Below are 12,390 nucleotides of genomic sequence, written 5' to 3' on the forward strand. Positions count from 1 at the left end.
CGTCATCGGCCGCCAGATTACCCGTACGCAGGGGCTTCCCAAGGGGTCCGGGCCGGGGTTAAGGTCCCCGCATTCCCGCAACCTAACAACGTTAGATTTAGCTTCCGGGGTGCGCCGGCCGACCGCCGCGTCCCGCTTTGCGAGAGGTACGCCATGCCCGACCTTGCCCCCGCACGCCCTGAACCGGGCGGCGCAGGTGCCGACACCGACGCCGCACGCCTGGCGGACCTCGGCTACACCCAGGAGCTCAGCCGCAGTCTCGGCATCCTGGGGAACATTGCCATGGGCTTCGCCGTCGTCTCGCCGGTCGTCGCCCTGTACGCCGTCTCGATGGTCGGCACGATGATCGCCGGGCCCGCCTGGGTCTGGGCCCTGCCGATCGTGCTCCTCGGGCAGTGCCTCGTGGTGAACGTCTACTCCGAGCTGGCCTCCCAGTGGCCGCTCGCCGGCGGCCCGTACCAGTGGGGCCGGCGCCTGCTCGGCCCGTCCTTCGGGTGGATGAGCGGCTGGGTGTGGCAGTTCGCCGTGATGTTCGGCAACACCACCGTCGCGTACCTGGCGGCACCCTGGGCCTTCGCCCTCGTCGGCGCCACGCCCACCCCGGGCTCCCTGGTCGCGGTGGCCGCCGGGATCCTGCTCGGCTGCATGCTGGTCAACGCGTACGGCATCCGGATCCTGAGCTGGTTCGTCTCGCTCGGCATCGCCGCGGAGGCCATCGCCTCCGTGCTGGTCGGCTTCGCGCTCCTGCTGTTCTTCCGCGAGCACGGCTTCTCGCTGTTCACCGAGACCCTCGGCGCCGAGGAGCTCTCCGGCGGATCGACCGTCGTGGCCTTCCTCGCCGTCCTGGCCGTCGCCGGCTGGGGCTTCATCGGATTCGACGCCTGCGTCTCCACCGCCGAGGAGACCAAGGACGCCGGGCGGCAGGTGCCGCGCGCCATGTGGTGGGCGCTGCTCAGCGTCGGCCTCGTGGTCATCCTCAACGCGATGGCCGTCGCCCTCGCCCACCCCGCGCCGCAGGCCGTCGTCGCCGGCGAGGACCTCGACCCGGTGACCACCGCCGTCACCACGGCCTTCGGCTCCTGGTCCGACAAGCCCTTCGTGGCGGTCGTCCTCGTCGGATTCCTCGCCTGCGCCATGGCCTCCCAGGGCGGGGCCGCCCGCGGGGTCTACTCGCTGGCCCGCGACGGCGTCTTCCCCTTCTCCGGCCAGGTGCGCAAGGTCAACCGCCGCCAGGCGCCCATCGGCGGACTCGTCGCCTCGACCCTCGTCAGCTGTACGGGCCTGCTGCTCGGCCTGAACGCCACCGCGATCGGCAGCCTGATCGCCTTCGGCACCGCCGCGACCTTCCTGCCGTTCTTCCTGGTCAGCCTGGCCGCCCTGATCGCCCGCCTGCGCGGCACCTGGGTCCCCTCCGGCCACATCCGGCTGGGACGCAAGGGCACCTTCCTGAACGTGCTGGCCGTGCTCTGGACCGCCTTCGAGGTCGCCAACGTGTGCTGGCCGCGCGCCGTCCTCGCCCCGCCGGGAGCCCCCTGGTACCAGATCTGGGCGGGCCTGCTGGGCACCGGTGTGGTGATCACCGCCGGGCTGGTCTACCTGGTCGCCAAGAAGCCGCAGAAGGCGCTGCTCGCCGCCCAGGCCCGCGAGGAGAGCGGCCCGGACGAGCAGAGCGGGCAGAGCGAGGACGGGCAGGCGGGCGTACTCGCCGCCGAGCGCCCCTGATCCACCCGCTCCCCCCTTTCCACCATCCCCCTTTCCCCCCATCCCCCCTGCCATCCCTCATCCCTCATCCCCGGGGCCGTCCGGCCCTGGGCGGGACGAATCCCCACCGAAGGAGCACTGTCATGGACCTGCCACGTATGACGCGTCGCGGCTTCGGCGCCGCCGCCCTCGCGGCCGCCGCCGTCCCCCTGCTCGGCCGTACCGCCTTCGCCTCGCCCGGCGAGGACCCGCACCACGCACCGGCCGAATGGGAGCCGCACGCCGCCTGCGTGATGGCGTGGCCGTGGGACCGGCAGGTCGGATGGGGCGGGCTGCTCCCCGACGTCCAGGCCGAGATCGCCGGCATCGCCCGGGCCATCGCCCGCTTCGAGCCCGTGATCATGGTCGCCGAACCGGGCCAGGCCGCCGCGGCGCGCGCCCAGTGCGGCAGCACCGTCACCGTCACCGAGTACCCGATCAACGACTGTTGGACCAGGGACACCGGCCCGATCTTCGCGGTCAACAACGCGAAGACCCACCGCATCGGCGTCGACTTCGGCTTCAACGGCTGGGGCAACAAGTACCCGTACGACAAGGACGACTTCCTCCCCGTCGGCGTGTGCGCCTACCTGGGCGACACCCGCAAGCCCGTCGGCATGGTCCTGGAAGGCGGCTCCGTCCTCACCGACGGCCAGGGCACCCTCATCACCACCGAGGAATGCCTGCTCAACCCCAACCGCAACCCCGGGATGACCCGCGCGCAGATCGAGGCCACGCTGCTCGCCGCGTACGGAGCGAGCAAGCTCATCTGGCTCCCGTACGGGCTCTACCACGACGACATCACCAACGGGCACGTCGACCTCGTCGCCTCCTACCTGGGCCCCGCCAAGGTCCTGCTCCACACCCAGCCCGACCCGGCCAACCCCAACCACGCCCGGATGGCCGCCAACAAGGCGGTCCTCAACGCCGCGACCGACGCCTGCGGCCGGCCCTTCCAGGTGGTGGAGATGCAGCACCAGCCGCACTTCCGCCAGAACGGGCTGACCGTCGAGACCTTCAGCTACACCAACTACTACCTGACCAGCGGCAGCGTCGTCGTACCCACCTCCGGGGAGTCCACCGACGCCCTCGCCCTCGCGCAGTTCGCCACCCTCTTCCCCGGCCGCGAGGTCGTCGGCACCCGGGCGCGCGTCCTGGCCTGGGGCGGCGGCGGCGTCCACTGCGTGACCCAGCACGTCCCCGCGGTCACCGCCTGAGAACGCACCGGCCGGTGTCCGCGGCGACGGGGGATCGCGGCGGCCACCGGCCGGTGTCCACGGGGGGAGGAGGGGCGGGACGGGCTACATGGGGTCCATACCCCGGTCGTCCATCGTGCCCTCGCGGTCGCTCTGCTCCTGGAGGCGACGGGCCTTCTCCTTCAGCCGCTGGCGCTCTTCGGGGTCGGTCGACCGGTCGGCCGCCTCGATCAGTTCCTGGGCCTTGGCGCGCATCTGCTGGGAACGGCCGCGGGACTCGCCTGAAACGCTCATGATCACTCCTTGGATCAGTGGGGAGAGCGGGCGGATTCAGCGAACCAGCAGCGCCGGGAGTGCGCATCTCGAACGGTCACCGAGCGTGACCCGTCCGGCGGGCCGGGCGCGCCCGGCCCGGTCGGCTGCCTTAGGCTCGGACCAGGCGGAGAAGGGGATGGTGCTCATGTGTCGTTGGCTCGCCTACTCCGGGTCGCCCATGCTCCTCGACGCCGTGCTCTACCGGCCGGAGCACTCGCTCATCAACCAGAGCCTCCACGCACGGATGGGCGTGGAGTCCACCAACGGCGACGGCTTCGGCATCGGCTGGTACAGCGCGGACGGCAGCGGCGACGGGACCCCCGCCGTCTTCAAGGACATCGCCCCGGCGTGGAACAACCGCAACCTGCGCGAGCTGGCCGGCCACGTGCGCTCGCCGCTGTTCTTCGCGCACGTACGGGCCTCCACCGGCTCGGCGATCCAGCAGACCAACTGCCACCCCTTCCGGCACGGGCGCTGGCTGTGGATGCACAACGGGGCGATCACCGACTTCAACCGGCTCCAGCGGGACCTGTGCATGGCCGTCGATCCGGCCCTCTTCGCCTCCATCGAAGGCTCCACCGACTCCGAGGTGATGTTCTACCTCGCGGTCACCTACGGCCTCGACCAGGACGTGCCCGGCGCGGTCGGCCGGATGGCCGGCCTGGTGGAGCGGGTGGGCAAGGAGCACGGGGTGGCCGACCCGCTCCAGATGACCGTGGCGGTGAGCGACGGCGAGCGCGTATGGGCCTTCCGGTACTCGTCCCAGGGCAGGTCCCGGTCGCTGTTCTACAGCAGCAAGGCCGAGACCGTACGCCACCTCCACCCGGAGCTGGGATTCCTCGCCGACGTGTCCGACGCGACGCGGCTCGTGGTCTCCGAGCCCTTGGGCGACCTGCCCGGCCTGTGGAACGAGCTGCCCGAGGCGAGCTACACGGTGATCCCCGCCGCCTCGGGGGAGGACTACCTTCCGTTCGTCCCGGAACTCCCCTGAAGCCAGGCGGCGCTAGCCCACGTCCGCCGCGAGGGCCGTGGTGAGGGTGAACAGCGCGCCGTCCGGGTCGCGCAGCGCCACCCAGCGTTCCGTGGCGTTCGACGTGATGTCCGAGACGGTGCGCCCGCCCATCGACACGGCCGCCTCGATGGCGGGCTTCAGCCGGGGCACGCGGAAGTGGACGTGCCAGCGGGGCCGGGTGTGCGGGGAGTAGGCGGCGAGCTCGACCGGGCCGCTGTTGAGCCGGGCCACGGGCTCACCGCCCTGCCGCAGGACCACCTGGTCCTCCTCGTACGAGACCTCGCAGCACCCGGTGCGGCCGGTGGCCCACTCCAGCACCGCCCCGTAGAAGATCGCGGCGTCGAAGGCGTTCCGCGTGCGCAGCTCCAGCCAGGCGGGCGCCCGGCCCCGGCCCACCCGCCAGTCCCGGGACACGGCGCCCTCCCAGATCCCGAAGACCGCCCCGTCCGGGTCGGCCACCAGCGCCGCGCGGCCGCCGCTGGGGAAGGAGACCGGCCCGACGGCGATCGTGCCGGTGCGCTCCCGGATGCGGTCCACGGCCACGTCGGCGTCGTCCACGGCGAAGTACGGGGTCCACGCCACGGCGACCCCCAGGTCGCCCGCCAGCGCCCCGATGCCCGCCACCGGAACCCCGTCCGTCTCGGCGACCGAGAAGGCCTCGCCGAGCCGGGCCGGGCGGAAGGTCCAGCCCGCGACCGCACCGTAGAAACGCTGGGCCGTCGCGAGGTCGCGGGCCATCAGACTCACCCAGCACGGAGCTCCGAAGACCTCCCTCGTAGAAATCTCCACCACTGGCTCCGTTCCTCGCGGCACCCGACGTCTCATTCTGGTCCTTTTCGGGACGGTCTTCGAGCGAAGCGCGCCCCCGTGCGGCGGCTCACCCCCTAATCTCGGAACCGGACGCTCCGCGCACGCCCGGAAGGCAGGTCCCCCATGGCCGCATCCAAGGTTCCCGTGATCGACCTCGGACCGTGGCGGTCCGGCGACCCCGACGCCCGGGCCCGTACGGCGGCACGCGTCGACGAAGCCCTGCGGGAGGCCGGATTCCTCCTGGTCACCGGGCACGGCGTGGATCCCGCGCTGCCCGCCCGGATCCGGGAGGCCGGGCGCGCCTTCTTCCGGCTGCCGGCCGCCGCCAAGGAGCCGTACGCGGTCACCGTCGGCGGCCGCGGCTGGCTCGGCCCCGGGGCCGAGGCCAACAGCTACGCCGAGGGGACCGCCTCCCCGCCCGACATGAAGGAATCGTGGTCCTGGGCCGCGGACGACCCCACGGGCGACGCCGCCGTGGACGCCGAGTGGTTCCGCCCCAACGCGTGGCCGGCGGAAGTGCCCTCGCTGCGCCGGCTGGTGACGGAGTACCTGGGCCTGATGCGGGCGCTCTCCGACGAACTGCTGGAAGTGCTCGCCACCGCCCTCGGCCTCGACGGCGACCACTTCACCCGGCACACCTCCCACCCCACCTGGGGATTCAACATCAACTGGTACCCGGGCACGGAGGTCCTCGGCCCGCCGCTGCCCGGTCAGTTCCGCATCGGCGCGCACACCGACTTCGGTACCGTCACCGTCCTCGACCGTCAGCCCGGCTCGGGCGGGCTCCAGATCCACACCGACACCGGCGGCTGGGAGGACGCCCCCTACGATCCGGCCGCCCTCACCGTGAACATCGGCGACCTGATGGCCCGTTGGACGGGGGACCGGTGGCGGGCGGGCCGCCACCGGGTGCTGCCGCCACCCGCCGACGCGCCCGCCGAGGAGCTGATCTCGCTGGTCTACTTCTACGAGTGCGACGCGCACACCCGCGTGGAGTCCCTGCCCGCCCCGGTGGGGCGCGTGGTGCACGATCCGGTGGACTCCCACGCCTACCTGCGGGACAAGCTCCGCTCCATCAGTGTCCCGGCGGGCAGTACGACTTCGGAGTGACGCCGGTCGCTACCAGGGACGGATGGCCGGATCCTGCGCAGAGATGACGATCCGCCAGACGGCGCTGCGTACCGTCGGTTTCATGACCCGACGCCGAACAGCCACCGCAGCCGCATTGCTCGCCGTCCTCCTGCCGCTCCCGCTCGCCGCCGCGGGCAGCGCCGCGGCGGCGGACTCTCCTTCCGTTTCCGCTCCCGCTTCCGTCTCCGCCCCCGGCTCGGCCTCCGAGAACAGCAGTGCCGCGCTGGAACTCCCGCGCCCCACGGGACGTTTCCCGGTCGGACAGGACACCCTCCACCTCGTCGACCGCAGCCGCACCGACCCCTGGTCGAAGTCGGGTCCGCGCGAACTGATGGTGACCATGCGCTATCCCGCGCAGCGGGGCACGGGCGACGGGCCGGCCGGCTACCTCACCGCCGAGGAGGCCCGGCTGCTCCTGATCGACCGCGGTCTGGACCAGGTGATCCCGGTGGAGACCCTGACCGGGATGAAGACCCACTCCCGGGTCGGGGCCAGGCCCCTCGGAGGCCGCCATCCGCTCGTCGTTCTGTCCCCGGGCTTCAGCGTGTCGCGGGCCACCATCAGCTCGCTGGCCGAGGACCTCGCCTCGCGCGGCTACGTCGTCGCCTCCGTCGACCACGCCTACGAGAGCGTCGGGACCGAGTTCCCCGGCGGCCGCGTGCTGCGGTGCCTGGCCTGCGAGCAGACCGGCGGTGCCGAGGGGTACCGGAAGGTCACCGACACCCGGGCCCTGGACGTCTCCTTCCTGCTCGACCGCCTCACCGGACGCCACCCCGCCTGGCGCCACTCGGGCCTCATCGACCGCGACCGCATCGCGATGGCCGGACATTCGATCGGAGGCGCCTCGGCGGTCGCCGCGATGGCCGCCGACGGCAGGATCCGCGCCGGGATCAACATGGACGGCGGCATCCACACACCGGTCCCCGACACCGGGCTCGGCGGACGCCCCTTCATGCTGCTCGGCGCCCAGAGCAGTGCCCCGGGCGGCGTGCGGTCCTGGGACCTCGACTGGCCGAAGCTCGACGGCTGGAAGCGCTGGATCACCTTCGCGGACTCGGGCCACTTCACCTTCACCGACTTCCCGGCGATCGCCGAACAGCTGGGCCTTCCCGACAACGGGGCCCCGCTGCCCGGCTCCCGCTCCGTCGAGCTGACCCGGCGCTACGTCGCGGCCTTCTTCGACCGGCACCTGCGGGGCAGGCCCCAGCCCGTCCTCGACGGTCCGTCCCCCGATGCGCCGGAGGTCCGCTTCCACACCCCCTGAGCCGGGCCTCAGACCACCGTCACCGGGTGGCGCACCACCGCGTCGAACAGATAGCCCTGCGTGTTGTGGGCCGCCGTCGCGGGCTGCGTCCGCCCGGTCGCGTCGGTCGCCCGCGCCAGCAGCGCCGTCGCCCCCGTGGCCCGCGGGGTCCACGGCAGCGACCAGCGCACCCAGCTGCCCCGGCGCGGCGCGTCGTGCAGCCGTGCCCGCTGCCAGCGGGCCCCGCCGTCGGTACTGACCTCGACCCGTCGCACGGGGGCCGCCCCCGACCAGGACCGACCGGTCAGCAGCCGCGTCCGGTGGACGGGAAGGGACGCCCCCGCCTCGAGCTCGAAGGCGCTCTTGAGCGTCTGCCGGGTCAGCGGAGCACTGCCCTCCGCCGGGTGGCCGGGCCCGAACAGCCGGTACATGTCGGTGTTCCACGGCGAGTACAGCGGTGCGGCGCTCACCTCGATGTCCCCGACCCACTTGACCGAGGAGATCCCGACCCACTCCGGCACGACGAGGCGCACCGGGCCGCCGTGGTCCGGCGGCAGGGGCTCGCCGTTCATCTCGTAGGCGAGCAGTACGTCGTCCAGCGCCTTGGCGACCGGCAGCGGGCGCCGCACCCGCCCGAGGTTCACCCCGTTCGCGATCACCTCGTCGTCCAGCCCGCGCGGCAGCACGTCGACGGCGCCGGGCGCCAGACCCGCCTGCCGCAGGACGTCCGACAGCCGGGCCCCGCGCCAGTGCGCGACCCCGATGGCTCCCAGCGTCCACGCGGTGCCGGTGACCTGCTGGCCCTGCTGCGTGGAGTAGAAGCTCCGGGCGTTGCCCGCGCACTCGATGAAGAGGGTCCGCTCGACCGCCGGCAGGGCGCGCAGCCGGTCGTACGAGAAGGTGACCGGGTCGCCCGCCAGCCCGTCGCCCCACACCCGGAGGTTCCAGTCGCCGGCATCGATCCGCGGGGTGCGGGTGTGGTTCCGGACGAAGAACCGGTCGACGGGGGTGAGCGGCCCGGTGCCGCGCAGGGCGGCGAAGTTCGTCTCCGCGTTGGTGCCCCGGATGGTGAACAGCTCGGGCGGCAGCGGCTTGACGATGCCGGGCGGCTCGGCGGCGGCCGCGGCCGGGCCGGCCACGGACAGGCCGAACGACCCGGCGGCCGCGCCCGCCGCGAAGAGCTTGAGCAGGTCACGGCGGTCCAGCCCGGCGGAACGGGCGCGGCCGCGGGCCCACTGCCGCAGGCGCGTGCGGTCGTAGTGGCTCTCGTCGGACAGGTCGATGGGCATGCGGGCGACACTCCTCGGTCGTGGTTCCCGACGGACCGTAGGGGCCCGGGGCAGGCCGCGAGAACCTTCCCACCGTGATGGCCACGAACCTGCAACACAGCCGCAACGGCCGATTACCGCTGGTCCGGCGAACTTCGGCAGGATGTGGCCCATGACCGAGATCCGTACCCCCCGACTCCTCCTCCGCCGCTGGACCGACGACGACCTCGTCCCCCTGTCGGAGATCAACGCCGACCCGGAGGTGATGCGCTGGATCGGCGACGGCTCCGTCCTCGACCTGGAGCGGACCGCCGAGGACATCGAGCGCTGGGAGGAGGAGTGGGACGAGGAGGGCTTCGGGCTGTTCGCCGTCGAGCTCCTGGGTTCCGGGGAGCTGATCGGGGCCGTCGGCCTCTCCGTACCCGAGTACCTGCCCGAGGTGGCGACGGACGTCGAGATCAGCTGGCGGCTGGGCCGCCAGTACTGGGGCCAGGGCTACGCCTCCGAGGCCGCCCAGGCCACCCTGGAGTTCGCCCTCCAGGACCGGGGCCTGGACCGGGTCGTCGCCGTCAACCGGGCGGGCAACGAGGCCTCCGAGAACGTGATCCGCAAGCTGGGCATGGCGCCGGAGCGCGACACCACCGACCCCCGGTACGGACACCTCCTGCAGATCCACGGCATCGACCTCACGGAGTACGAGGCCTGATCCGGCCGGGCGCATCGGCCGATCGGTTGACCCGGGGGTCCTCCGGACCGCCAGCGGGCTCCGGCCGCCGGGCGGACCGGGGAGCGGCCTCGGCCCGGTGACCATGGACCGGGGGAGCGGGAGGGCGGACACGGGCCCTCCCCGCCCCGGAGCCGAGAGGGACACCATGAACGCGCACGACCGACTCCTCCTCGACGCCGCCCGGCGCGGCGACGCGGCCGCCGTGGCCGAGGCGCTCGCCGCAGGCGCCGCGGTCGAGGCCCGCGACGACCGGCTCCGCACCCCGCTGCTGCTGGCCGCGCTCGGCGACCACCCGGACGCGGCCGGGCTGCTGCTCGCCGCCGGAGCCGACCCCAACGCCCCGGACTCGCGCGAGGACAGCCCCTGGCTGGTCACCGGCGTCACCGGCAGTGTCCGGATGATGCGCCTGCTGCTGCCCGCCGGACCCGACCTGAAGCAGCGCAACCGCTTCGGCGGGATCTCCCTCATCCCGGCCGCCGAGCGCGGGCACACCGCGTACGTGCGCGCCGTGCTGGACGAGACGGACATCGACGTGGACCACGTCAACCGGCTCGGCTGGACCGCCCTGCTGGAGGCGGTCATCCTCGGCGACGGCGGCCCCCGGCACGAGGAGATCGTCGCCCTGCTGCTCGCGGCGGGCGCCGACCCGGTACTGGCCGACCACCACGGTGTGACCCCGTACGAGCACGCCGCGCGCCGCGGTTTCGACGGCATGGCGCGCCTCCTGCGGGCGGCCGAGCAGGCCAAGACCGCGGCCGACGGCGATGCCGGGCGGGGGACCGGCCGGTGAACCGCCGCGCACGGGGCCGCCGCACCGCCCTCGCCGGGCTCGCCGCCGTCCTCCTGCTCGGCGCCTGCACCCCGAACGGGCAGTCCGCACCGGCCCCCGCCCCGTCCGCCGCCTCCCCGCTGCCCGCCACCGCACCGACCCCGCAAGGGCTGCTGTTGACCGCCGACTTCGGGGCCGACACCGTCACCTTCGTGGACCCGGAGCGCGGCGCGGTCGCCTCCGTCCCCGTGGGCCGGGCGCCGTACGGGCTGGCCGTCGGCGCGGACGGCCGCGCGTGGGTGGCCACCGCCGAGGGCCTCGCCGTGGTCGACACCCGCACCCGTACGCGGGTGGCCCGCATCCCGTACCGCACCGGCACCGGCCCGGTGACCGACGGCGAGTACCGCGGAGGCGGCATGGGCATCGCCCTGTCGCCCGACGGCGCGCACGCGTACGTCGGCGTCAACGTGCCCGGCACGACGGGCGTCCTGGAGGTCGTGGACACGGCGGCCCGCGAGGTCACCGCCGTGGTGCCGGTGGGCCGCCGCCCCTTCGACGTGGACGTCTCGCGTGACGGCTCCGAGATCTACGTGACCGGCCACGACTCCTTCGACGTCACCGTGGTGCCGGCCGGATCGCCGGTCCCGCGCCGGATCGAGGTGGCCCCGTACGGCACCGAGGGCGGGCTCGGCTCCTGGCTGAAGCCGCACTACGCGGTCGTCCGCCCGGCCGACGGGATGCTGCTGCTCCCCTTCGAGGGCGAGCGGCTCGCGGTGCTCGACCCGCGGACCGGGCGCACCACGATCGAACCGATGACCGCCGACACCCACCAGCACGGGGCCGCCGTGACCGGCGACGGCCGGCTGCTGGTGGTCGGCACGGGCCCCGTGGAGCCCGGGAAGGGCAAGGGCCCCTCGCTGACCGTCCGTTCCCCGGACGGCACCGAGCGGGTGTACCCCCTGGCCGGCCCGCACGAGGACGTGGCCGTCTCCCGGGACGGCCGGACCGCCTACGTCACCGGCGGCTACACCCGCGACGGCTACTGGAACGGCATCACGGTCGTCGACCTCGACACGGGCGCCACCCGTCGCCTCCCGGCGGGCGTCCGGCCGCTGGGGATCGCCGTCCTCTGAGCCGGCCTCAGGAAGGTGCGGTGCCCGGCGCCTGGGCGCCGCCGCCGGCGCGGATCGCCGCCAGGGCGGCCGTGTGCAGGGCGGCCGGGGCGCCGTGGTGGGGGAGCGGACTGCCGGTGAGGGTGTACCACTCGTCGGCGTCCTTGTACTGGACGTCGAACCGGACCAGCTCCCCGGCCACCGCCGTGGTGCGCAGGGTGAGGGGGCCGGTGATCACGCCGACCTCGTCGGTCATCGCGCCGCCCGGCCCGGCGAGGACCTCGTCCTGCCACTGCTGCGTCCCGGTCATGAGGCGCAGGTGTCCAGCATGGTGGTGAGCATCTTCTTCTCCGGTTCGGTGACGGTCAGGCCGTAGGTGGATTTGACGGTGGTCCAGGCCCGTCCGTACTGGCACCAGCTCGCGCGGTCCGGCGGCTGCCACAGGTCGGGGCTCTGGTCGCCCTTGGAGCGGTTCGAGGCGGCGGTCACGGCCAGCAGCTGGGGGTGGGTCAGATCGTTCGCGAACGCCTTGCGCCTGGCGGCGTCCCAGCCGGCCGCGCCGGACCGCCAGCCCTCGGCCAGCGGCACCATGTGGTCGATGTCCATCTTCGCCGCGTCGGTCACGGTCACCCCGTCGTACAGGCTCTTCCACGTACCGGACACGGCCCGGCACTCGGAGTCCTGCGCGACGTCCGTGCCGTCGCGCTTGAGGACGACCTCGCGGGTGTCGCACTTGTTGCCCTGCTGCGCCCAGTGCGTGAACTTGTCGCGGCTGTACCCAGCCATCGTGCCGACCGGCGCGACCTTCAGCGCGGCCAGCTGGCTGCGGGCGACCGCCGTGTCGACCATTCCCGGCAACACGTCCCCGCCGCCGGGCTTGGCGTCGCCCCCGGGCTGGGCGGACGGGGAGGCGGACGGCCTCGCGTCGCCGTCCGCACGCCCGCCGGGCTCCTTCGGACCGGAACAGCCGGCCACCGCCAGCAGCAGCGCCGCCGCCAGAACCGCACCGGGCACACGTATCTGACGGGCCATGACCCCACCCCAATTGATTCCGCGCCGTCAATGTC

The 12,390-nt window shown here is 73.6% G+C and carries 13 protein-coding genes; 8 read left to right on the forward strand and 5 right to left on the reverse strand.

The annotated features are described in order from the left end of the window. The first annotated feature begins 153 nt into the window (after positions 1-153). Positions 154-1,722, forward strand: coding sequence for an APC family permease (locus ACFTXQ_RS01455; RefSeq protein ID WP_382634670.1), 1,569 nt, complete (start codon positions 154-156; stop codon positions 1,720-1,722). A gap of 122 nt (positions 1,723-1,844) precedes the next feature. Then, complete coding sequence (locus ACFTXQ_RS01460; RefSeq protein ID WP_382634672.1) at positions 1,845-2,957, forward strand: agmatine deiminase family protein; 1,113 nt, start codon at positions 1,845-1,847, stop codon at positions 2,955-2,957. A gap of 84 nt (positions 2,958-3,041) precedes the next feature. On the opposite strand, the gene ACFTXQ_RS01465 is transcribed toward ACFTXQ_RS01460, so the two are convergent. Further along, positions 3,042-3,230: a DUF6381 family protein gene (locus ACFTXQ_RS01465; RefSeq protein ID WP_382634675.1), complete on the reverse strand. Its 189-nt coding sequence runs from the start codon at positions 3,228-3,230 to the stop codon at positions 3,042-3,044. Between the two features lie 166 nt (positions 3,231-3,396). On the opposite strand from ACFTXQ_RS01465, the gene ACFTXQ_RS01470 reads away from it, so the two are divergent. Then, complete coding sequence (locus ACFTXQ_RS01470; RefSeq protein ID WP_382635100.1) at positions 3,397-4,242, forward strand: class II glutamine amidotransferase; 846 nt, start codon at positions 3,397-3,399, stop codon at positions 4,240-4,242. Between the two features lie 12 nt (positions 4,243-4,254). Here the strand turns inward: ACFTXQ_RS01470 and ACFTXQ_RS01475 are convergent, their stop codons facing one another. After that, positions 4,255-5,001 (reverse strand): VOC family protein, encoded by a 747-nt coding sequence (locus ACFTXQ_RS01475; protein WP_382634678.1) that lies wholly within the window; start codon positions 4,999-5,001, stop codon positions 4,255-4,257. A gap of 195 nt (positions 5,002-5,196) precedes the next feature. Between ACFTXQ_RS01475 and ACFTXQ_RS01480 the strand changes: the two genes are divergently transcribed. Beyond that, complete coding sequence (locus tag ACFTXQ_RS01480; RefSeq protein ID WP_382634679.1) at positions 5,197-6,183, forward strand: isopenicillin N synthase family dioxygenase; 987 nt, start codon at positions 5,197-5,199, stop codon at positions 6,181-6,183. 82 nt (positions 6,184-6,265) lie between these two features. Further along, entirely contained in the window at positions 6,266-7,468 is a 1,203-nt protein-coding gene (locus ACFTXQ_RS01485; RefSeq protein ID WP_382634682.1) for an alpha/beta hydrolase family protein, read from the forward strand. An 8-nt stretch (positions 7,469-7,476) separates the two neighbouring features. On the opposite strand, the gene ACFTXQ_RS01490 is transcribed toward ACFTXQ_RS01485, so the two are convergent. Further along, a complete protein-coding gene (locus tag ACFTXQ_RS01490) occupies positions 7,477-8,736 on the reverse strand; it encodes a sulfite oxidase (RefSeq protein WP_382634685.1) in 1,260 nt (419 codons plus the stop codon). Positions 8,737-8,887: 151 nt separating this feature from the next. Here ACFTXQ_RS01490 and ACFTXQ_RS01495 point away from each other — a divergent pair, with 151 nt between their 5' ends. From ACFTXQ_RS01495 to ACFTXQ_RS01505, 3 genes are all read left to right on the forward strand, one after another. Further along, positions 8,888-9,421 carry a GNAT family N-acetyltransferase gene (locus tag ACFTXQ_RS01495; RefSeq protein WP_382634688.1) on the forward strand — a complete coding sequence of 178 codons (534 nt, stop codon included), beginning with the start codon at positions 8,888-8,890 and terminating at the stop codon, positions 9,419-9,421. A 166-nt stretch (positions 9,422-9,587) separates the two neighbouring features. Then, entirely contained in the window at positions 9,588-10,232 is a 645-nt protein-coding gene (locus tag ACFTXQ_RS01500; RefSeq protein ID WP_382634690.1) for an ankyrin repeat domain-containing protein, read from the forward strand. Continuing rightward, entirely contained in the window at positions 10,229-11,344 is a 1,116-nt protein-coding gene (locus tag ACFTXQ_RS01505; protein WP_382634692.1) for a hypothetical protein, read from the forward strand. The genes ACFTXQ_RS01500 and ACFTXQ_RS01505 overlap by 4 nt, the downstream gene beginning before the upstream one ends. 7 nt (positions 11,345-11,351) lie before the next feature. Here the strand turns inward: ACFTXQ_RS01505 and ACFTXQ_RS01510 are convergent, their stop codons facing one another. Next, complete coding sequence (locus tag ACFTXQ_RS01510; RefSeq protein ID WP_382634694.1) at positions 11,352-11,633, reverse strand: hypothetical protein; 282 nt, start codon at positions 11,631-11,633, stop codon at positions 11,352-11,354. Next, positions 11,630-12,355 carry an HNH endonuclease family protein gene (locus tag ACFTXQ_RS01515; RefSeq protein ID WP_382634697.1) on the reverse strand — a complete coding sequence of 242 codons (726 nt, stop codon included), beginning with the start codon at positions 12,353-12,355 and terminating at the stop codon, positions 11,630-11,632. Before ACFTXQ_RS01515 ends, ACFTXQ_RS01510 begins: the two co-directional genes overlap by 4 nt. Between the last annotated feature and the right edge of the window lie 35 nt (positions 12,356-12,390).

This window comes from Streptomyces sp. NPDC057010, from assembly GCF_042673805.1.
In the GTDB taxonomy this organism is placed as follows: domain Bacteria; phylum Actinomycetota; class Actinomycetes; order Streptomycetales; family Streptomycetaceae; genus Streptomyces.